The 21,093-nt window shown below is 51.7% G+C and carries 16 protein-coding genes; 8 read left to right on the top strand and 8 right to left on the bottom strand.

Annotation, left to right across the window (positions count from 1 at the left end):
* Window positions 1-155 precede the first annotated feature (155 nt).
* From pqiC to rlmKL, 5 genes are all read right to left on the bottom strand, one after another.
* The gene (gene pqiC / locus RGV86_RS20800; protein WP_000759125.1) at window positions 156-719 is read right to left on the bottom strand and encodes a membrane integrity-associated transporter subunit PqiC; all 564 of its coding nucleotides are present in this window, start codon (window positions 717-719) and stop codon (window positions 156-158) included.
* Window positions 716-2,356, bottom strand: a complete 1,641-nt coding sequence (pqiB, locus tag RGV86_RS20795; protein ID WP_000445527.1) for an intermembrane transport protein PqiB — start codon at window positions 2,354-2,356, stop codon at window positions 716-718. Before pqiB ends, pqiC begins: the two co-directional genes overlap by 4 nt.
* Window positions 2,357-2,360: 4 nt before the next feature.
* A complete protein-coding gene (pqiA, locus tag RGV86_RS20790; RefSeq protein ID WP_000333155.1) occupies window positions 2,361-3,614 on the bottom strand; it encodes a membrane integrity-associated transporter subunit PqiA in 1,254 nt (417 codons plus the stop codon).
* A gap of 188 nt (window positions 3,615-3,802) precedes the next feature.
* Entirely contained in the window at window positions 3,803-5,710 is a 1,908-nt protein-coding gene (locus RGV86_RS20785; RefSeq protein WP_000053066.1) for an ABC transporter ATP-binding protein, read from the bottom strand.
* A gap of 11 nt (window positions 5,711-5,721) precedes the next feature.
* A complete protein-coding gene (gene rlmKL, locus RGV86_RS20780; RefSeq protein WP_001086527.1) occupies window positions 5,722-7,830 on the bottom strand; it encodes a bifunctional 23S rRNA (guanine(2069)-N(7))-methyltransferase RlmK/23S rRNA (guanine(2445)-N(2))-methyltransferase RlmL in 2,109 nt (702 codons plus the stop codon).
* 97 nt (window positions 7,831-7,927) lie between these two features.
* On the opposite strand from rlmKL, the gene ycbX reads away from it, so the two are divergent.
* A complete protein-coding gene (gene ycbX / locus RGV86_RS20775) occupies window positions 7,928-9,037 on the top strand; it encodes a 6-N-hydroxylaminopurine resistance protein YcbX (protein WP_000224255.1) in 1,110 nt (369 codons plus the stop codon).
* Here ycbX and zapC read toward each other — a convergent pair.
* Both zapC and pyrD read right to left on the bottom strand, forming a co-directional pair.
* A complete protein-coding gene (gene zapC / locus RGV86_RS20770; protein ID WP_001220665.1) occupies window positions 9,034-9,576 on the bottom strand; it encodes a cell division protein ZapC in 543 nt (180 codons plus the stop codon). The genes ycbX and zapC overlap by 4 nt on opposite strands.
* Window positions 9,577-9,749: 173 nt before the next feature.
* On the bottom strand, window positions 9,750-10,760 hold the full coding sequence (gene pyrD / locus RGV86_RS20765; RefSeq protein WP_010344456.1) for a quinone-dependent dihydroorotate dehydrogenase: 1,011 nt from the start codon (window positions 10,758-10,760) through the stop codon (window positions 9,750-9,752).
* 236 nt (window positions 10,761-10,996) lie between these two features.
* Between pyrD and ssuE the strand changes: the two genes are divergently transcribed.
* Genes ssuE through ssuB form a run of 5 tightly spaced genes read left to right on the top strand, consistent with a single transcriptional unit; the run spans window position 10,997 to window position 15,233 of the window.
* Entirely contained in the window at window positions 10,997-11,572 is a 576-nt protein-coding gene (gene ssuE / locus RGV86_RS20760; protein WP_085460591.1) for an NADPH-dependent FMN reductase, read from the top strand.
* Window positions 11,565-12,524: an aliphatic sulfonate ABC transporter substrate-binding protein SsuA gene (ssuA, locus tag RGV86_RS20755; protein ID WP_001244251.1), complete on the top strand. Its 960-nt coding sequence runs from the start codon at window positions 11,565-11,567 to the stop codon at window positions 12,522-12,524. The genes ssuE and ssuA overlap by 8 nt, the downstream gene beginning before the upstream one ends.
* On the top strand, window positions 12,521-13,666 hold the full coding sequence (gene ssuD, locus RGV86_RS20750; protein WP_085460590.1) for an FMNH2-dependent alkanesulfonate monooxygenase: 1,146 nt from the start codon (window positions 12,521-12,523) through the stop codon (window positions 13,664-13,666). The genes ssuA and ssuD overlap by 4 nt, the downstream gene beginning before the upstream one ends.
* An 11-nt stretch (window positions 13,667-13,677) precedes the next feature.
* Window positions 13,678-14,469, top strand: a complete 792-nt coding sequence (gene ssuC, locus RGV86_RS20745; RefSeq protein ID WP_085460589.1) for an aliphatic sulfonate ABC transporter permease SsuC — start codon at window positions 13,678-13,680, stop codon at window positions 14,467-14,469.
* A complete protein-coding gene (ssuB, locus tag RGV86_RS20740) occupies window positions 14,466-15,233 on the top strand; it encodes an aliphatic sulfonates ABC transporter ATP-binding protein (RefSeq protein ID WP_309508440.1) in 768 nt (255 codons plus the stop codon). Before ssuC ends, ssuB begins: the two co-directional genes overlap by 4 nt.
* 193 nt (window positions 15,234-15,426) lie before the next feature.
* On the opposite strand, the gene pepN is transcribed toward ssuB, so the two are convergent.
* Window positions 15,427-18,039, bottom strand: coding sequence for an aminopeptidase N (gene pepN, locus RGV86_RS20735; protein WP_085460588.1), 2,613 nt, complete (start codon window positions 18,037-18,039; stop codon window positions 15,427-15,429).
* 265 nt (window positions 18,040-18,304) lie between these two features.
* On the opposite strand from pepN, the gene pncB reads away from it, so the two are divergent.
* Window positions 18,305-19,507, top strand: a complete 1,203-nt coding sequence (gene pncB / locus RGV86_RS20730; protein WP_010344462.1) for a nicotinate phosphoribosyltransferase — start codon at window positions 18,305-18,307, stop codon at window positions 19,505-19,507.
* Between the two features lie 168 nt (window positions 19,508-19,675).
* The gene (gene asnS / locus RGV86_RS20725; RefSeq protein ID WP_000117892.1) at window positions 19,676-21,076 is read left to right on the top strand and encodes an asparagine--tRNA ligase; all 1,401 of its coding nucleotides are present in this window, start codon (window positions 19,676-19,678) and stop codon (window positions 21,074-21,076) included.
* Window positions 21,077-21,093 lie beyond the last annotated feature (17 nt).

Raw genomic sequence — 21,093 nt, 5'->3', positions numbered from 1 at the left:
TGCGCAAAATTCACGCCACTGTCATATTTGTGAGCCACACGGGCATGTTGGTTGTACAAAAAATGTGAAGCGGAACAAGTTTTTCTCGGTGAATTAAACAAAAAAACCGCCTCAGGCTACATGCCGGAGACGGTTATATTTACAAATATTTATAATTAAGGTAGACGCTTTATCTCTTGCGCAATAGCAGCGGCTTCCTGACTCCAGACACTGGCCAGCACTTTGACCATTTCATCGTAGCCATCCTGATTTTGCACCCCTTCCAGACGGAACGGTCGTTTGATCAATTGTCCCTGGTGATTCAACAACCACTCGCCGCTGACAATGACCTTGCCATCATAGCGACCGTTAAACTCCGTTACGGTTACGTTGAGCGTGTCCTGTGCGCTTCCCAGAGGCTGGGAGGCAACCACCCAACCGGGGAGTTGCGTACTCAGATTCGCCACCAGGGTGTTGCGCAACTGTTGATCCAGCGGGCTGGCCCACAGGTTGTTGTTGGCAATCACATACTTCACATCACTGGTCTGATAAACCACCCCATTCCCCGCCAGATAGTCTGGAACAACGACTTGCTCTACCCATAACAGGCGATTGCCCTGGCTGGCGGTACTTTGCGTACCGCTCTGCACAACAGGTAACTGGTAATAGTTTTTATTGATCTCGCCGGAGCTGCATCCGGCCAGCCACAGTGCCGCAATCGTCACTAGCCACTTTTTCATTGTTTCGCCCTCTTCGGCTCTGGATCTTTTTTGTCCTTCGCTTCAAATACCAGCGCGTTACTCTTCTCGTTAAGCGTTTTCAGCACCGGTTGCAGTTCACGCAACACCTGATCAAGCCGCTGCATATCCGCTACCATCTTGTTGTAGGCTGCGGAGCCTGGCTGGAAGCCCTGCATACTGCGATTCAGCTCACGCAACGTTGACTGCATATCCGTTGGCAACTGCTGCATCGACTGGCTGGCGAGGATCTTGTTCATACTATCCAGCGTCGTTTGCAGGTTTTTCATCGTGCGCTGGCTTTCAGACAGCGTACTGGTCGCCTGCTCAATCATCGGATTCAACGGCAGCTTGTTGATCTTATCTAATGCTTCCATCAGACGTTGCTGGATTTGCGCCAGACCGCCGCTAACGGTCGGGATAATCTGATAACCATTAAATTCACGAATACCGGTTATCGCTGGCGTATTTGGATAGAAATCGAGATCAACATAGAGCGCACCAGTGACCAGATTTCCGGTTTTCAGCGATCCGCGTAAACCACGTTTCAACAACTCTCCAAGGTGCTTAACGACATCCGCATTTTCGCCAAGCTGCATTTTCAGCCGTTCCGGTTCAATGCGAATGAGTACCGGAATACGGTAATCATCATTAAATGTCTGACGCATATTCGGCGCAAAGAAAGGTACTTTACTTACTGTACCCAGGCGAATACCCCGGAATTCTACCGGAGCGCCAGGCTGCAGGCCACGTACCGAATCTTTAAAGAACATCAGATAGTCAATGTGATCGGTGTATAGCGAATCCTGAATGCTCTTCTGGTCGTCATACAAAACGAATGCGGTTTTCGGCGCAACAGGCTGCCCTAAATCCAGACCTTCAGGCACGTCAAAGCTGACGCCGCCGCTGAGTAGCGTTGTCAACGATCCCATCTCTACGCGCATTCCCGCTGACGTCAGATCAACCGCAATGCCACTATCTTTCCAGAAGCGAACATTGCCGGTCACCAACCGGTCATAAGGTGCATTGATAAACAGTTGATAGCTGATATTGCGTTTTTGCGTATCGAAGGTGCTGGTTTCAACCGAACCTACCCGATAGCCACGGAACAGCACCGGATCTCCCGGCGAGAGTTGTCCGGCTTTTTTGCTATCAAGAATCACACGAATACCTTTCGCATCAGGCGGTGCCAGCGGTGGCGAATCGAGCAAATCATAACTTGCCTGTTTGCTGCCTTTCGCCCCCGGTTGCAGTTCGATATACACACCGGAAAGCAGTGTGCCCAGGCCGCTAATACCTTCTCGACCTATCTGCGGTTTTACCACCCAGAAGACGGTATCTTTATGCAGCAGCTTCTCCATACCGGCGTTCAGGCGCGCTTTGATTTCAACGTGCGTCAAATCATCGGCTAGCGTTGCGCTCTCGACCACGCCGACGTCAACACTACGGCTTTTAATGGTAGTCTTGCCGCCCTCAATCCCTTCCGCATTCGCGGTGATCAGGGTAACTTCCGGTCCCTGATGGCTGTAATGATAAAAAAGAACCCACGCCCCTATAAGCGCCGTGACGATAGGAAATATCCACACGGGAGACCAGTTCTTCACTTTCTGGATTTTGGCTTCCCCATTATTAGATTCCATACTGTCAGGACTCCTCATGCACTGATTCAGGTTGACGATCCCACGACAAGCGTGGATCAAACGTCATTGCAGAAAACATTGTCATTATGACGACTAAAGCAAACATTAACGCACCCATTGCAGGATAAATACTCATTAAACCTCCCATACGCACCAGCGCCGAGAGCACCGCAATCACGAAAACGTCAATCATCGACCAGCGGCCTACAAACTCAACAACTTCATAAATCAAATGCATTCTTTCGCTGTCACGCTTGCCGTGCCCTTTGGCATCCCAGCACAACCATGCGATGGCGATCATCTTTAACGTTGGCACCATGATACTGGCTAAAAAGATAACTGCAGCAACAGGATAAGAGCCTTCACTCCACAACAGGATGACCCCGGCGAGAATCGTTGACGGCATCTTAGAGCCTAATAAATCAGTCACCATGATGGGTAAAAGATTAGCCGGGAGATACAGCATGATGGACGTAACAAGCAGCGCCAGCGTCCATTGCAGGCTATTTCTGCGCCGAACGTATCCTTTCGTACCGCAACGCGGGCACACCGTTTCATCGGCGGGAAGGATCGCCGTACAGCAAGAGCAAGAGCGCAATCCTTGTCGGATACCCGTAATGCCCGGTTTTAACGGCTTAAGTAGCTCTGGCATCGGCGCGATATCATCCCACAACCAGCGACGATCAACGCACTGGAAGGCGCGCAGTTGCAGCACACAAAATAAACACCAGGGGAGAAAACTGCTGCCCACACCAATACTGCCGTAGGCCATCAGTTTGACGAAACTGACCAGCACACCTGCGAGGAAAATCTCTGCCATTCCCCAGGTTTTGAGTTGAAAGAGCACCCGTGCCAGTTGCTCTTTCAGACGTACCGGTAATTCGGCGCGATTCACCAGAAGCAGTATGGTAATCAGGCAAAATGCAGGAACCAGTTGCACAAACAACAAGAAAAAAGTGCCGAGGCTGGCGTAGTCCTCAGAAAACAGCACGCCCGGAATTTCCAGTAATGTAATTTCACTGGTAACTCCTGCGACGTTCATATTCACAAAAGGGAATAAGTTGGACAGCAACAGCATGAACAGTGCGGCCAACGCATAGGCGGTAGGACGCTGCCGGGGCGCGTCCCACGCAACGGTTAACGTTGTGCCACACCGAGGACATGCCGCTTTCTGACCATGCTCAAGGTGGGGTAATGCCACCAGCATGTCACACTGCGAGCACAAGATATGCTTCGCGGCATGATGATGTTCGCACATTGGTACTCCTTAATGATGCGCTATTCTACAGATTGCTGACAAAGTGTCCTTTTTTCATGCCGGATGCAGCATTGGTGCCTTTACCGGTCTGAGAGAATACAAATGATTTCCCCCATGCCTGATAAGCGTAGCGCATCAGGCAATTTTACCTTTGTCATCAGCCTCTATATCAATCAACTGTTTTGCGATCAGCCACCATTTTTTAACGCTTCAAGATACTCCCAGCGTTCAAAAGCCTGCTCCAGCTCCTGCTCCGCAGCAGCCAGATCAGCGAGCACTTTTTGCGTATGTTCATGAGACTGGCTGAAGAAGGAGGCATCCGCCACCTGCGCCTGTAAGGCTTCCAGCTTCGCTTCCAGATCTTCAAGCAATTGCGGAAGCTGTTCCAGTTCGCGCTGCAATTTATAGCTTAGTTTGCTAGTGTTGCGTTTTACAGTTTCTGCTTTTGGCGCTGCCGCTTCTTCGGTTTTTTTCACCACCGGCTGTTTAAGCGCCACATACTGTTCTTGCTGACCACGGGCATCATGATAACCGCCAACATAACGACCAATTTTGCCGCCGCCTTCAAAGATCCAGCATTCTGTCACAGTGTTATCGACAAACTGACGATCGTGGCTTACTAACAACACCGTCCCCTGGTAGCTGTCGATTAGCTCTTCAAGCAGTTCGAGCGTTTCGACGTCAAGGTCGTTGGTCGGTTCGTCGAGGATCAGTAAATTGCTTGGCTTAAGGAACAAACGTGCTAACAGCAGACGGTTACGTTCCCCGCCAGAAAGCGCACGTACCGGCGTCATCGCCCGTTTCGGATGGAACAGGAAGTCCTGCAAATAACCCAGCACGTGGCGTGGTTTACCGTTAACCATCACCTCTTGCTTACCTTCGGCAAGGTTATCCATCACCGTTTTATCGGGATCCAGTTCCGCGCGGTGCTGATCGAAATAAGCCACTTCAAGTTTGGTGCCAACGTGAATACGTCCGCTGTCTGGCTGAAGTTGCCCCAGCATCAGTTTTAACAGCGTGGTTTTACCGCAGCCATTCGGGCCAATCAGCGCAATTTTGTCGCCACGTTGTACCTGAGCGGAAAAGTCTTTCACCAGTTGTTTGCCCTCAACCTGATAGCAAACATCTTCCATTTCAAAGACTATTTTACCGGAGCGGCTGGCTTCTTCGACCTGCATCTTCGCCGTACCCATTACCTCCCGGCGTTGGCTACGTTCACGACGCATCGCTTTCAATGCACGCACGCGACCTTCGTTACGGGTACGACGCGCTTTGATCCCCTGACGGATCCACACCTCTTCCTGCGCCAGTTTGCGGTCGAACTCGGCGTTTTGCAGCTCTTCCACGCGCAGGGCTTCTTCTTTTTCCAGCAGGTACTGGTCGTAATTCCCTGGATAGGTCACCAGCTTGCCGCGATCGAGATCAACAATGCGCGTCGCCATATTGCGAATAAACGAACGGTCGTGGGAGATGAAAATAATCGTCCCATTGAAGGTTTTAAGGAACCCTTCCAGCCAGTCGATGGTTTCGATATCCAGGTGGTTAGTCGGTTCGTCGAGCAGTAACACGCGCGGATTGCTCACCAGCGCGCGTCCCAACGCCGCTTTACGCAACCAACCGCCGGAAAGTGACGACAGCGCAGCATTGGGGTCTAATCCCAGCTGTGCCAATACTTCGTTGATGCGGTTTTCCAGTTGCCACAGATTATGGTGATCAAGCTGCTCCTGGACTTTCGCCAGTTCATTGAGATTTTTCTCGCTCGGGTCATTCATCACCAGGCGCGAAATATCGTGATAGCGTTTCAGGTATTCCGCCTGTTCTTCGATGCCTTCGGCAACGAAATCATAAACGCTGCCCTCAACGTTACGCGGCGGATCTTGTTGCAAACGCGCAACGATCAAATCTTGCTCATAGATTATCCGACCGTCATCCAGCCCCTGTTCACGGTTGAGGATTTTCATTAACGTCGATTTGCCTGCGCCGTTACGGCCCACCAGACAAACACGTTCGTTATCTTCGATATGCAGTTCTGCGTTATCGAGAAGCGGCGCGTCGCTGAACGACAGCCATGCGCCATGCATACTGATTAATGACATTACTATTCCTTTCAGGCTGCGGTAATCAGCCAGCAGTTGTGGATCTGGCGGTTACGGGCGAAATCCTGGGAGAGCGTTTTTTGCGTAATTTCTTGTGCTTTCAGTCCCAGTTTTGCCAGTCCGTCAAGATCCATACGGAAGCCACGCTTGTTGTTCGAGAACATGATAGTCCCGCCAGCACGCAGCAGACGCTTCAGATCTTTCATCAGCGCCAGATGATCGCGCTGAACATCAAACGCATCTTCCATTCGTTTTGAGTTAGAGAAGGTTGGCGGATCGATAAAAATCAGATCGAACTGTTCATTAGCTTCACGCAACCACGCCAGACAATCGGCCTGAATCAGGCGATGCGCACGGCCGGTTAAGCCATTCAGACGCAGGTTGCGTTCTGCCCACTCCAGATAAGTACGCGACATATCCACCGTGGTGGTGCTGCGCGCGCCGCCTAAGCCCGCGTGCACGGTGGCGCTACCGGTATAGGAGAACAGGTTGAGGAAATCTTTGCCTTTACTCATCTGACCGAGCATACGACGGGCGATACGGTGATCGAGGAACAAACCCGTATCAAGGTAATCCGTCAGGTTCACCCACAGGTGCGCGTTATATTCGGTGACTTCAAGAAACTCGCCCTTCTCGCCCAGTTTCTGATACTGATTTTTGCCCTTCTGGCGTTCACGGGTTTTCAGCACCAGTTTGTTTGGCGCAATCCCCAGTACCGAAATGGTCGCAGCGATAATATCGAACAAACGTTGACGCGCTTTGTGCGCATCGATGGTCTTCGGCGGCGCGTACTCCTGCACGACCACCCAGTCGGCGTAGCGGTCAACAGCGACGTTGTATTCTGGCAAATCGGCGTCATACAGGCGGTAACATTCAATCCCTTCCTGCCGCGCCCATTTTTCGAATTTCTTCAGGTTCTTACGCAGACGGTTGGCGTAATCTTCCGCCACCATCGCCGGTTTGCTGTCCGGGGTACTTTCGGCAACGTGGTAGTTTTTCTGCACGCAGTCCAGCGGGCCATTTTTCGCCTTGTACTGTTTGTCTGCGCGCAATTGCAGACAACTTAACAAATCCGGCGAGGCGCTGAATAAAGAGAGATTCCAGCCACCGAACTGGTTTTTCATGATTCGGCCCAGCAGGCTATGCAGCGCAATCAGCGCCGGTTCGCTGTCCAGACGCTCACCGTATGGCGGGTTGCTCAGTACGGTGCCATACGGTCCTTTTGGTAGCGGATTGGTCAGTTGCGCGACATCTTTCACCTCAAAAGTGATCAGTTCGCCAATCCCCGCCAGGCGGGCGTTAGTACGCGCACGTTGAATCACCCGCGCATCGCTGTCGGAACCGTAGAAATGAGAGCTGTATTCTGCCAGACCTTTACGGGCGCGAGTTTGTGCTTCCGCTTTCACTTCCTGCCAGATGGCTTCGTCGTGCTGCGCCCAGCCGCTAAAGCCCCAACGCCCACGGTGCAAGCCCGGCGCGCGGTCGGTCGCCAGCATCGCGGCTTCAATCAGCAACGTACCGGAACCACACATCGGGTCGAGCAGTGGTGTTCCTGGCTGCCAGCCAGATCGCATCACAATGGCTGCCGCCAGTGTTTCTTTGATTGGCGCAATACCTGCACGATCACGATAGCCACGCAGATGCAAACCATCACCACTGAGATCAAGGGCGATACTGGCGGTTTCTTTATGCAGCCAGACGTTAACGCGGATGTCCGGCGCATCGCGATCAACATTTGGTCGCGGCAGATTTTTACGCGTGAAAGCATCAACAATTGCGTCTTTAACTTTCATCGCACCGTATTGGCTGTTGCGGATAGTGTCATTCAGACCGCTAAAGTGGACAGCAAAGGTCGCGCCAGGATTAAACATCTCTGTCCAGTTGATCGCCTGAACGCCGAGATAGAGGTCTAAATCGCTGTAAACCTTGCACTCGCCCAGCGGCAACATAATACGCGAGGCCAGGCGGCTCCACATCAGGCTCTGGTATACAAGCCGCGTGTCGCCCTTGAAATGGACCCCACCCTGAACCACCTGGCATTCAACGGCCCCCAGGTTTTCCAGTTCAGTTTTTAACAGCTCTTCCAGCCCACGGGCCGTACTGGCAAACAGAGAATTCATATCGTCACTTTTACTCTAAGAAAATTGTTGCGCATTATAGCTAATAAGTCCGTCATGTCATAAAGTTGAGGGCTTATTTTCATTTGGGGGCCGCACCGTGGCGACATTAACCCGGCTTTTTATTCATCCTGTTAAATCCATGCGTGGCATCGGTCTGACACACGCTCTTGCAGATATCAGCGGGCTGGCCTTCGATCGCATTTTTATGCTGACAGAACCCGACGGTACATTTATTACCGCCCGTCAGTTTCCACAGATGGTGCGCTTTACCCCATCTCCCGTACATGACGGCTTACATCTCACTGCGCCCGATGGTAGTAGTGCGTGGGTACGCTTTGCCGATTTCGCCGAACAAGACGCACCAACGGAAGTGTGGGGTAACCATTTTACTGCGCGCATTGCGCCAGATGAGATAAACAAATGGTTAAGCGGATTTTTCTCCCGCGACGTGCAATTGCGCTGGGTGGGGCCACAGATGACGCGGCGCGTAAAACGCCACAACACTGTACCCCTGTCATTCGCTGATGGCTATCCGTATCTGCTCGTCAATGAAGCTTCATTGCGCGATCTCCAACAACGCTGTCCGGCAAGCGTCAAAATGGAACAATTCCGCCCCAATCTGGTTGTTTCTGGCGTAGCCGCGTGGGAAGAAGACACCTGGAAAGTGATTCGTATTGGCGATGTGGTGTTCGATGTGGTGAAACCTTGTAGCCGTTGTATTTTCACCACCGTTAGCCCGGAAAAAGGGCAAAAGCATCCGGCTGGCGAACCATTAAAAACGCTGCAATCTTTCCGTACAGCCCAGGATAACGGCGATGTCGATTTCGGTCAAAACTTAATTGCCCGTAACAGTGGTGTTATCCGTGTTGGCGATGAGGTGGAAATCCTGGCGACAGCACCGGCAAAAGTCTACGGTGCGGCCGCAGCCGACGATACTTTCTCCGCGACACAACAACCAAACGCGAATGTTGACATCAACTGGCAAGGGCGGGCATTTCGCGGTAATAACCAACAGGTACTGCTGGAACAATTAGAAAATCAAGGGATTCGTATTCCCTATTCTTGCCGTGCCGGCATATGCGGAAGTTGTCGTGTTCAGCTTCTCGAAGGCGAAGTCACCCCGCTGAAAAAATCAGCTATGAGCGACGATGGAACAATTCTTTGCTGTAGTTGCGTACCGAAGACTGCATTGAAACTGAAAAGTTAAACGGCTTGTTCAAGGCTGACGCTGTCATAACTCACATGCGGTCTCAGCCTGTCATTCATAATTTTGATGGCGTCACCCAGTTGCATGGCGCGCCCGGCGATGACGACGCAAGGCTGTGCCAGCAGGCACAGTGCGGCATTTTCGCCAGATTCAATAACCAGCAAATTGACTTGCTCATTGGTGTCGCTTAACCAGACACAGGCAGCATCACCTGACGCTGGAGCCCACATTTCGCCATGAGAAACAAAATGCCAGCTTTTCGGCATTTGCGGTTTGAGATAACGAATCGCTACCAGTGCATTAAGCACCAGTTCAGCTTTTTGTTCTTTTGATAAGTTAAGGTCGCGGCATTTTTCTTCAAACGTGAAATAGAGCGCGGCGTCATCAACGCAAAATCCCGCAGGAGAAAAAGCATCCGGCGTCAACATTTTACGCGCAAAACGTGAGCGAAACAGCATACCATTGGCTAAATCAAGCATCATTCGATCATGCTCTTCATCGTAATACCAACGCCAGTTATCGTCTGGTTTAATTCGCATATGCCTCTCCTCTACCCTATAAATTCACTGCAACACATTCCATTGTCGCTTTGCTTAATAACCTCAACAAGAAAAGTACAAAATGTCTAAATAAGTAACAGGAATGAATATAAAACAACCAGGGCTGAAAATAAAGCCCTGATTATCTTATAAAGAGAAAGTGAAAGAAATAATTAGATATGAGTAACGATTTCTTTAATCAGCGGTGGTCCTTTAAAAATAAAACCAGAATAAATTTGCACCAGTGAAGCCCCCGCTGCTATCTTCTCACGGGCAGCAATAACCGAGTCAATACCACCAACACCAATGATCGGTAAACGACCGTTTAATTCCTGCGACAAGCGGCGAATAATTTCTGTGCTTTTTAATTGCAACGGACGACCACTTAAGCCACCGGTTTGATCGCAATTTTTCATTCCCTGAACTAAAGAACGATCGAGGGTGGTATTAGTCGCAATAACGCCATCAATATTATGACGTACCAAACTATCGGCAACCTGGATCAACTCTTCTTCAGAAAGATCCGGCGCGATCTTCACTGCGATCGGCACATATTTATGGTGCATCGCTTGCAAATCATTTTGCTTATTTTTAATTGCCGTTAATAAATCATCCAGTGCTTCGCCATATTGCAGAGTACGTAATCCTGGGGTATTCGGTGATGAAATATTGATGGCAATATATCCTGCATAGGCGTAGATTTTTTCCATACAAATCAGATAGTCATCTTTGCCTTGCTCAACCGGTGTATCTTTATTTTTACCGATATTAATTCCCAGAACGCCGTCATAATGTGCTTTTTTAACGTTCTCAACGAGGTTATCAACGCCGAGGTTATTAAAGCCCATACGGTTGATCAAACCTTCAGCATCCACCAGACGGAAGAGACGCGGCTTGTCATTTCCTGGTTGTGGACGAGGGGTGACAGTGCCGATCTCGATCGATCCAAATCCCATTGCGCCTAAAGCGTCAATACACTCCCCGTCTTTATCAAGACCGGCAGCCAGACCAAGCGGATTTTTAAAGGTCAGTCCCATGCAGTTAACCGGTTTCGCTGGAACGTTCTGTCGAACAAGTGCTTCAAACGGCGTTCCGGTAATGCGACGTAATTGCTGAAAAGTAAACTCATGAGCGCGCTCAGGATCGAGCTGAAAAAGGGCTTTACGAACGAAGGGGTAGTACATGAACTCTCCTGGATTCCCGGTGTGCAAACCGGGTGCGTATTATGTGCGAGTTCGGATCAAAAGGGAATTGACCTGTGGCAATAAATAGCAAACGTTTTCTTGTTGTGCTTTTTTTATGCTTTTTTTGGCTTTTCTTCATCAGATAAATCATTTCGACTCACAAGCTCTCTCTGTCAGACTGACCGAATTGTTATCAATTTTAACAAAACAAGAACTATTGGTTATAAGGAGAGAGTATGCGTGTCATTACCCTGGCAGGAAGTCCTCGCTTTCCTTCTCGCTCCAGCTCTTTGCTGGAATATGCGCGGGAAAAATTGAATGGCCTGGATGTGGAAGTTTATCACTGGAATCTGCAAAACTTCGCCCCGGAAGATTTGCTTTATGCCCGTTTCGATAGTCCGGCACTCAAGACTTTCACCGATCAGTTGCAAGAGGCTGATGGGCTGATTGTCGCCACTCCCGTCTACAAAGCCGCCTATTCCGGCGCACTGAAAACGCTTCTCGACCTGCTACCAGAACGCGCACTACAAGGAAAAGTGGTGTTGCCGCTGGCGACAGGTGGCACGGTGGCTCATCTACTGGCGGTTGATTACGCACTTAAACCAGTTTTAAGCGCACTAAAAGCCCAGGAGATCCTACACGGCGTATTTGCCGATGACTCGCAGGTGCTTGATTTCCAACATAAGCCGCAATTCACGCCGAATCTGCAATCCCGTCTAGATACCGCGCTCGATACCTTCTGGCAGGCGCTGCACCGCCGCGATGTCCAGGTTCCTGACCTTCTCTCTCTGCGAGGTAACGCTCATGCGTAATATTTTTAAACTGGTGCTGATGGGATTATTCAGCGTCTCTACGCTCACGATTGCTGCGGAGTCTTCTCCTGAAGCGTTACGGATAGGTTATCAAAAAGGCAGCATCAGCATGGTGCTGGCAAAAAGCCACCAGTTACTGGAAACACGCTATCCGCAAACCAAAATCTCGTGGGTGGAGTTTCCCGCAGGTCCGCAAATGTTGGAGGCGTTAAACGTCGGCAGTATCGATCTGGGCAGTACGGGGGACATTCCTCCAATTTTTGCTCAGGCCGCCGGTGCTGATTTGGTCTACGTCGGTGTCGAGCCACCGAAACCAAAAGCCGAAGTGATTCTGGTGCCCGAAAACAGCCCGATCAAAACTGTGGCTGAACTAAAGGGCCACAAAGTCGCGTTTCAGAAAGGTTCAAGTTCGCACAACCTTTTACTGCGCGCACTGCAACAGGCCGGGCTTAATTTCACTGATATTCAGCCGACCTATCTGACGCCCGCCGATGCGCGCGCTGCATTTCAGCAGGGTAACGTCGACGCCTGGGCTATCTGGGATCCCTACTATTCCGCTGCGTTATTGCAGGGCGGCGTGCGGGTGCTGAAAGATGGCACCGATCTCAATCAAACCGGATCGTTTTATCTGGCAGCCCGTCCGTATGCAGAAAAAAACGGCGCATTTATTCAGGGCGTACTGGCAACCTTTAGCGAGGCCGATGCGTTAACCCATAGCCAGCGCGAACAAAGCATCGCCCTGTTGGCAAAAACAATGGGTTTACCGGCGCCGGTCATTGCCTCATATCTTGACCATCGTCCCCCTACCACCATCAAACCCGTGAACGCCGAGGTTGCCGCTTTACAGCAACACACTGCCGACCTGTTTTATGAAAATCGTCTGGTGCCGAAAAAAGTCGATATCCGCCAACGCATCTGGCAGCCCACTCAACTGGAAGGAAAACAATTATGAGTCTGAATATGTTCTGGTTTTTACCCACGCACGGTGACGGTCATTATCTGGGAACGGAAGAAGAGTCTCGCCCGGTTGATCATGGGTATCTGCAACAGATTGCACAAGCGGCGGATCGTCTTGGCTATACCGGCGTGCTGATCCCAACAGGCCGTTCCTGCGAAGATGCGTGGCTGGTGGCGGCATCGATGATCCCGGTGACGCAACGGCTTAAGTTCCTCGTCGCCCTACGCCCAAGTGTGACATCGCCTACCGTAGCCGCTCGCCAGGCTGCCACGCTTGATCGCCTCTCTAATGGACGCGCGTTGTTTAACCTGGTCACAGGCAGCGATCCGCAAGAGCTGGCAGGCGACGGCGTGTTCCTTGATCATAGCGAGCGTTACGAAGCCTCGGCGGAATTTACTCAGGTCTGGCGACGTTTATTGCAGGGAGAAACCGTCGATTTCAACGGTAAACATATTCATGTGCGCGGAGCAAAACTGCTCTTCCCGCCGATTCAACAGCCGTATCCGCCACTTTACTTTGGCGGATCGTCCGACGTCGCTCAGGATCTGGCTGCCGAACAGGTTGATCTCTATCTCACCTGGGGCGAGCCGCCGGAGCGGGTAAAAGAGAAGATAGAACAAGTGCGGGCAAAAGCTGCCGCGCATGGGCGCAAAATTCGTTTCGGTATTCGTCTGCATGTAATTGTCCGCGAAACCAACGACGAAGCCTGGCGGGCCGCCGAACGGTTAATCTCCCATCTTGATGATAAGACGATTGCCAAAGCACAAGAAGCATTTGCCCGGACGGATTCCGTAGGTCAACAACGAATGGCGGCGCTGCATAACGGTAAGCGCGACAATCTGGAGATCAGCCCCAATTTATGGGCGGGAGTTGGCTTAGTACGCGGCGGTGCCGGAACGGCGCTGGTGGGCGATGGGCCGACAGTCGCTGCGCGAATCAACGAATACGCCGCGCTTGGCATCGACAGTTTTGTCCTTTCTGGCTATCCACATCTGGAAGAAGCGTATCGGGTTGGCGAGTTGTTGTTCCCACATCTGGATGTCGCCATCCCACAGATTCCCCAACCGCAGCCGCTGAACCTGCAAGGCGAAGCGGTGGCAAATGAGTTTATCCCACGTAAAGTCGCGCAAAGCTAAGGAACACGATGATGGCAACGCCAGTGAAAAAATGGTTATTGCGCGTTGCCCCCTGGTTTTTACCGGTGGGCATCGTGGCGGTGTGGCAACTGGCCTCGTCAGTTGGCTGGTTGTCGACGCGTATTTTGCCCTCGCCGGAAGGGGTGGTCGCGGCGTTCTGGACGCTCTCAGCCAGCGGCGAATTGTGGCAGCATCTGGCGATAAGTTCATGGCGGGCGCTGATTGGTTTTTCCATTGGCGGATCGCTGGGCTTGATTCTGGGACTGATTAGCGGACTGTCGCGCTGGGGGGAGCGACTACTGGATACCTCAATTCAGATGTTGCGCAACGTACCGCATCTGGCGCTGATCCCGCTGGTGATTTTGTGGTTTGGCATTGATGAGTCCGCAAAGATTTTCCTGGTGGCGCTTGGCACGCTATTCCCCATTTATATCAACACCTGGCATGGGATCCGTAATATCGATCGCGGGCTGGTAGAGATGGCGCGCAGCTATGGCTTATCCGGCGTGCCGCTGTTTATCCATGTGATCCTGCCCGGAGCCCTGCCCTCAATTATGGTCGGCGTGCGTTTTGCGTTGGGTCTGATGTGGCTAACGCTGATTGTTGCCGAAACCATTTCTGCCAATTCAGGCATTGGTTATCTGGCAATGAATGCGCGGGAGTTTCTGCAAACGGACGTGGTGGTGGTCGCCATTATTCTTTACGCCCTGCTCGGCAAACTTGCTGACGTCAGCGCGCAACTATTAGAGCGCCTCTGGTTGCGCTGGAACCCGGCTTATCATCTGAAGGAGGCCACGGTATGAATACTGCTCGTCTGAACCAGGGCACACCGCTGTTGCTCAATGCGGTATGCAAACATTACGCGGATAATATCGTCCTGGACCACCTGGATTTGCATATTCCAGCGGGTCAGTTTGTGGCAGTGGTCGGTCGCAGCGGTGGTGGCAAAAGTACCCTGCTGCGCCTGCTGGCGGGGCTGGAAACGCCAACCGCAGGCGATGTGTTAGCGGGTACAACGCCACTTGCCGAAATTCAGGACGATACACGCATGATGTTTCAGGATGCCCGTCTGCTGCCGTGGAAATCGGTAATTGATAACGTTGGGTTAGGTCTGAAAGGCCAGTGGCGCAATGCCGCGCGTCAGGCGCTGGCTGCGGTAGGGCTGGAGAATCGCGCCAGGGAATGGCCTGCGGCGCTGTCTGGCGGGCAGAAACAGCGTGTGGCGCTGGCAAGAGCGTTGATTCATCGACCGGGTTTATTGTTGCTTGATGAACCGCTCGGGGCACTGGACGCCTTAACGCGACTGGAGATGCAGGATTTGATTGTGTCACTTTGGCAGGAGCACGGTTTTACCGTCTTGCTGGTAACGCATGATGTGAGCGAAGCGGTGGCGATGGCTGACCGGGTGCTGTTAATTGAAGAAGGAAAAATTGGTCTGGATTTGACGGTGGATATACCCCGTCCGCGCCGGTTAGGGTCGGTACGATTAGCGGAGCTGGAAGCGGAAGTGTTGCAGCGGGTGATGCAGCGTGGGCATTCTGAACAACCGATTCGACGTCATGGTTAATATGCCGGATGCGGCGCATAAAACCAGCAGTTTCAACGGGCTTGTAGGCCTGATAAGACGCAGCAAGCGTCGCATCAGGCCGTTGGGCACGGTTGCCGGATGCGGCGTGAACGCCTTATCCGGCCTACAAAACCAGCAATTTCAACAGGTTGCCTGATAAGACGCGGCAAGCGTCGCATCAGGCATGTTTGTATCAAGCCAGAGCTTTGGTGATCTTCTCGTACAGATCACCAGAAAGATTTTCCAGTCCTTTTAACTGCTCCAGCGCCGCACGCATTTTCGCCTGACGTTTAGCATCGTAACGTTTCAGGCGAATCAACGGCTCAATCAGGCGCGAAGCCACCTGCGGGTTACGGCTGTTCAGGTCGGTGAGCATTTCCACCAGGAACTGATAACCGCTGCCATCTTCGGCATGGAACGCAGCCGGGTTGCTGCCCGCAAACGCCCCAATCAACGAACGAATACGGTTCGGGTTGCTCATGGTGAACGAACGATGCTGCAACAGGCTGCGCACCGTCTCCAGTACATTCGCCGCCGGACTGGTGGCTTGCAGGATAAACCATTTATCCATCACCAGACCGTCCTGATGCCATTTGTCGTCGTACTCCTGCATCAGCGCATCACGACATGGTAACTGCGCAGCAACCGCCGCCGAGAGCGCCGCCAACGCATCGGTCATATTGTTGGCCTCGTGGAACTGCTTGCTCACCAGCACGTCAGCCAGATGCGTTTCACCAAAAGCGAGGAAACGCAGGCAGGCATTACGCAGAGTGCGTTTTGCAATATCTTCATGCTCAACGCGGTACTCGCTCTGGTAATTCGCGTTATAAATAGCAAGCAACTCATCCGCCAGTTCAGCCGCCAGAGTACGGGTGAGAGCTTCGCGCACTTCAGCAATGGCAATCGGGTCGATGATATCGAACAGTTCTGCCATTTCATTGACGGAAGGCAGCGTCAGGATTTCTGCCGCCAGCGCCGGATCAATCTTCTCATCGAGCAGTACCGCGCGGAAAGCATCGGCAACATGTGCTGGTAAAGACAATGGTTGACCTTGCTGATGACGGGCGACGTTCAGTTTGATGTAGGTTGCGAGCAGGCTTTGCGCCGCATCCCAGCGAGAGAAATCATTACGCGCATGGCGCATCAGGAAAGTCAGTTGCTGGTCGCTCCACTTATATTCCAGTTTCACCGGCGCAGAAAATTCGCAAAGCAGCGCAGGCACAGGCTGGAAGTAGACGTTATCGAAGACAAAGGTCTGTTCCGCCTGGGTGACATTCAATACCGGATTGACCGGATGGCCCCCCTTCTGCAACGGAATCACTTTGCCTTCGTTGTCATACAGTTCGATAGCAAACGGAATATGTAGCGGCTGTTTTTCTGCCTGATCCGGCGTGGCTGGTGTGCGCTGGCTGATGGTCAAGGTGTACTGCTCGGTTTCCGGATTGTAGTCGTCTTTAACAGTCACAATCGGCGTACCGGACTGGCTGTACCAGCGACGGAAATGGGAAAGATCGACATTTGACGCATCTTCCATCGCCTGAACGAAATCGTCGCAGGTCGCAGCACTACCATCGTGACGCTCGAAATAGAGCTGCATCCCTTTCTGGAAGTTTTCTTCACCCAGCAGAGTGTGGATCATACGAATCACTTCCGCGCCCTTCTCGTAAACGGTCAGGGTGTAGAAGTTGTTCATTTCAATGACCATATCCGGACGGATTGGGTGCGCCATCGGACTGGCGTCTTCCGCAAACTGCAATCCGCGCATGGTGCGCACGTTGTTGATACGGTTTACCGCGCGGGAACCAAGGTCAGAACTGAACTCCTGATCGCGGAAAACAGTCAAGCCTTCTTTCAAACTGAGCTGGAACCAGTCACGGCAGGTAACGCGGTTGCCGGTCCAGTTATGGAAATATTCATGACCGATGACACGCTCAATGTCGAGATAATCTTTATCGGTTGCGGTGTCGGTACGCGCCAGCACATATTTGGAGTTAAAGATGTTGAGACCTTTATTCTCCATTGCGCCCATGTTGAAGAAATCCACTGCAACGATCATATAGATGTCGAGGTCATACTCCAGACCAAAGCGTTCTTCATCCCACTTCATGGAATTTTTCAGCGAGGTCATCGCCCACGGCGCGCGATCAAGATTACCGCGATCGACATACAACTCCAGCGCCACTTCGCGACCGGAGCGGGTAGTGAAAGTGTCGCGAAGTACATCGAAGTCACCAGCTACCAGCGCAAACAGATAGCTCGGTTTCGGGAATGGATCCTGCCACTGTACCCAGTGACGTCCATTTTCCAGTTCGCCTTGCGCAACACGGTTACCGTTGGAAAGCAGGAACGGGTATTTGGTTTTATCCGCAATAATTTTGGTGGTAAAACGCGCCAGCACATCCGGGCGATCGAGAGAGTACGTAATATGGCGGAAACCTTCAGCCTCACACTGAGTGCAGAGCGCATCGCCTGACTGGTAAAGCCCTTCCAGCGCGGTGTTGGACGCCGGGCTAATTTCATTAACAATCTTGAGCGTAAAACGTTCCGGTAAATTACTGATGATCAGTGCGCCCTCTTCTTCTTTCCAGGCTGTCCACGGCTCATCATTAATATGAATAGAGACTAGTTTAAGGGCTTCGCCGTCCAGACGAAGCGGAGCATCTGATGCACCATGACGGACAGCCTGGCTGATCGCGGTAACCACCGTCTTTTGCGCGTTCAGGTCAAAGGTCAAGTCAATATCAGTAATCTGGTAATCCGGCGCACGATAGTCGTGACGGTATTTGGCTTGTGGCTGTTGAGTCATAAATAACCTTTAGCATCTTTTATAGAGTCAGGTGTTCAGTCTATTCCTGTTGCATAAATCTCGCTACGCAGAATCTTCATCTTTTCAGGTACAAACGCTTTTATTGCTACATTTTTATAACATACAGTACGCAATGCCATCGACCATAAAGGTGGCATATGGTGTGATCGGGGTTCAATAAATTGCGAAACAAGGTATACTCCAGCAGTTCCTGAAGATGTTTATTGTACTAAACGCTCCCGTACGAGGACGCTACTGCGCACCTATGACACAATTCGCTTCTCCTGTTCTGCACTCGTTGCTGGATACAGATGCTTATAAGTTGCATATGCAGCAAGCCGTGTTTCATCACTATTATGATGTGCATGTCGCGGCGGAGTTTCGTTGCCGAGGTGACGATCTGCTGGGTATTTATGCCGATGCTATTCGTGAACAGGTTCAGGCGATGCAGCACCTGCGCCTGCAGGATGATGAATATCAATGGCTCTCTGCCCTGCCTTTTTTTAAGGCCGACTATCTCAACTGGCTGCGCGAGTTCCGCTTTAACCCGGAACAGGTCACCGTCACCAACGATAACGGTAAGCTGGATATTCGTTTAACCGGCCCGTGGCGTGAAGTCATCCTCTGGGAAGTTCCTCTGCTGGCGGTCATCAGTGAAATGGTACATCGCTATCGCTCACCGCAGGCCGACGTTGCGCAAGCCCTCGATACCCTGGAAAGCAAATTAGTCGACTTTTCGGCATTAACCGCCGATCTCGAGATGTCGCGCTTCCATCTGATGGATTTCGGCACTCGTCGCCGTTTTTCCCGCGAAGTACAAGAAACCATCGTTAAACGTTTGCAACAGGAACCCTGGTTCGTTGGCACCAGTAACTACGATCTGGCACGTCGGCTTTCCCTCACCCCGATGGGAACACAGGCGCATGAATGGTTCCAGGCGCATCAACAAATCAGCCCGGATCTTGCCAATAGTCAGCGCGCTGCACTTGCTGCGTGGCTGGAAGAATATCCTGACCAACTTGGCATTGCGTTAACCGACTGCATTACTATGGATGCCTTTCTGCGTGATTTCGGCGTGGAATTTGCCAGTCGTTACCAGGGGCTTCGCCATGATTCCGGCGACCCGGTAGAATGGGGCGAAAAAGCCATTGCACATTATGAGAAGCTGGGAATTGATCCGCAGAGCAAAACGCTGGTTTTCTCTGACAATCTGGATTTACGCAAAGCGGTCGAGCTTTATCGCCACTTCTCTTCCCGTGTGCAATTAAGTTTTGGTATCGGTACACGCCTGACCTGCGATATCCCCCAGGTCAAACCACTGAATATTGTGATTAAGCTGGTGGAGTGTAACGGTAAACCGGTGGCGAAACTTTCTGACAGCCCTGGCAAAACTATCTGCCATGACAAAGCGTTTGTCCGTGCGCTGCGTAAAGCGTTCGACCTTCCGCATATTAAAAAAGCCAGTTAATATCATCAGGGAGCCATAACGGCTCCCTTTTTTGCCTTTTATTCCGAAATCTTTTGTCCCATCTGCGAATTCTGCTTGTCTGATTGCAGATGCCAGGTAACATAGGTATCCCCCCATTGACGGGTGGACAAGTGTTTATTTTTTCCGACTATTAACAGAGAGAATATTATGAGCGTTGTGCCTGTAGCCGACGTACTCCAGGGCCGCGTAGCCGTTGACAGCGAAGTCACCGTGCGCGGATGGGTGCGTACCCGCCGAGATTCAAAAGCTGGCATCTCCTTCCTCGCCGTTTATGACGGTTCCTGCTTTGATCCTGTACAGGCTGTCATCAATAATTCTCTGCCCAATTACAATGAAGACGTCCTGCGTCTGACCACCGGTTGCTCGGTCATTGTGACGGGTAAAGTCGTGGCGTCGCCGGGTCAGGGGCAACAATTTGAAATTCAGGCCAGCAACGTTGAAGTTGCCGGCTGGGTTGAAGATCCAGATACTTACCCGATGGCAGCAAAGCGCCACAGCATTGAGTATCTGCGTGAAGTCGCTCACCTGCGTCCACGTACCAACCTGATTGGCGCTGTTGCGCGCGTTCGCCACACGCTGGCACAGGCGCTGCATCGCTTCTTTAACGAGCAGGGATTCTTCTGGGTTTCAACGCCACTGATTACCGCATCTGATACCGAAGGCGCTGGCGAAATGTTCCGCGTTTCAACGCTGGATCTGGAAAACCTGCCGCGTAACGATCAGGGCAAAGTGGATTTCGACAAAGACTTCTTCGGTAAAGAGTCTTTCCTGACCGTATCTGGTCAGTTGAACGGTGAAACCTACGCTTGCGCATTGTCCAAAATTTATACCTTCGGCCCGACTTTCCGTGCAGAAAACTCCAACACCAGCCGGCATCTGGCGGAATTCTGGATGCTGGAGCCGGAAGTGGCGTTTGCTAACCTGAACGATATCGCCGGTCTGGCTGAAGCCATGCTGAAATATGTCTTCAAAGCGGTTCTCGAAGAACGTGCAGACGACATGAAATTCTTCGCTGAACGCGTAGATAAAGATGCTGTCAGCCGTCTGGAACGCTTCATTGAAGCCGACTTTGCGCAGGTTGATTACACCGATGCGGTAACCATCCTCGAAAATTGCGGTAAGAAATTTGAAAACCCGGTTTACTGGGGCGTGGATCTCTCTTCCGAGCATGAGCGTTACCTGGCAGAAGAACACTTTAAAGCGCCGGTCGTGGTGAAAAACTATCCGAAAGATATTAAGGCGTTCTATATGCGTCTTAACGAAGACGGTAAAACCGTCGCGGCAATGGACGTTCTGGCACCGGGCATCGGTGAGATCATTGGTGGTTCACAGCGCGAAGAGCGTCTGGACGTACTGGACGAGCGTATGCTGGAGATGGGCCTGAACAAAGAAGATTACTGGTGGTATCGCGATCTGCGTCGCTACGGTACTGTTCCGCATTCCGGTTTCGGTCTTGGTTTTGAACGTCTGATCGCCTACGTGACTGGTGTGCAAAACGTGCGTGACGTGATTCCGTTCCCGCGTACTCCGCGTAACGCCAGCTTCTAATTTAGTTTTTCCGAGAG

The sequence above is a fragment of the Escherichia ruysiae genome (assembly GCF_031323975.1).
Taxonomy (GTDB): Bacteria; Pseudomonadota; Gammaproteobacteria; order Enterobacterales; family Enterobacteriaceae; genus Escherichia; species Escherichia ruysiae.
This window is presented reverse-complemented; position numbering and strand designations above follow the sequence as displayed.

Coding starts and splice junctions, on each gene's coding strand:
- ssuB (WP_309508440.1), top strand. CDS start 14,466: ATGAATACTGCTCGTCTGAACCAGGGCACACCGCTGTTGCTCAATGCG.
- rlmKL (WP_001086527.1), bottom strand. CDS start 7,830: ATGAATTCTCTGTTTGCCAGTACGGCCCGTGGGCTGGAAGAGCTGTTA.
- RGV86_RS20785 (WP_000053066.1), bottom strand. CDS start 5,710: ATGTCATTAATCAGTATGCATGGCGCATGGCTGTCGTTCAGCGACGCG.
- ssuC (WP_085460589.1), top strand. CDS start 13,678: ATGGCAACGCCAGTGAAAAAATGGTTATTGCGCGTTGCCCCCTGGTTT.
- pyrD (WP_010344456.1), bottom strand. CDS start 10,760: ATGTACTACCCCTTCGTTCGTAAAGCCCTTTTTCAGCTCGATCCTGAG.
- asnS (WP_000117892.1), top strand. CDS start 19,676: ATGAGCGTTGTGCCTGTAGCCGACGTACTCCAGGGCCGCGTAGCCGTT.
- zapC (WP_001220665.1), bottom strand. CDS start 9,576: ATGCGAATTAAACCAGACGATAACTGGCGTTGGTATTACGATGAAGAG.
- ssuA (WP_001244251.1), top strand. CDS start 11,565: ATGCGTAATATTTTTAAACTGGTGCTGATGGGATTATTCAGCGTCTCT.
- ssuD (WP_085460590.1), top strand. CDS start 12,521: ATGAGTCTGAATATGTTCTGGTTTTTACCCACGCACGGTGACGGTCAT.
- pncB (WP_010344462.1), top strand. CDS start 18,305: ATGACACAATTCGCTTCTCCTGTTCTGCACTCGTTGCTGGATACAGAT.
- pepN (WP_085460588.1), bottom strand. CDS start 18,039: ATGACTCAACAGCCACAAGCCAAATACCGTCACGACTATCGTGCGCCG.
- pqiC (WP_000759125.1), bottom strand. CDS start 719: ATGAAAAAGTGGCTAGTGACGATTGCGGCACTGTGGCTGGCCGGATGC.
- pqiA (WP_000333155.1), bottom strand. CDS start 3,614: ATGTGCGAACATCATCATGCCGCGAAGCATATCTTGTGCTCGCAGTGT.
- ssuE (WP_085460591.1), top strand. CDS start 10,997: ATGCGTGTCATTACCCTGGCAGGAAGTCCTCGCTTTCCTTCTCGCTCC.
- pqiB (WP_000445527.1), bottom strand. CDS start 2,356: ATGGAATCTAATAATGGGGAAGCCAAAATCCAGAAAGTGAAGAACTGG.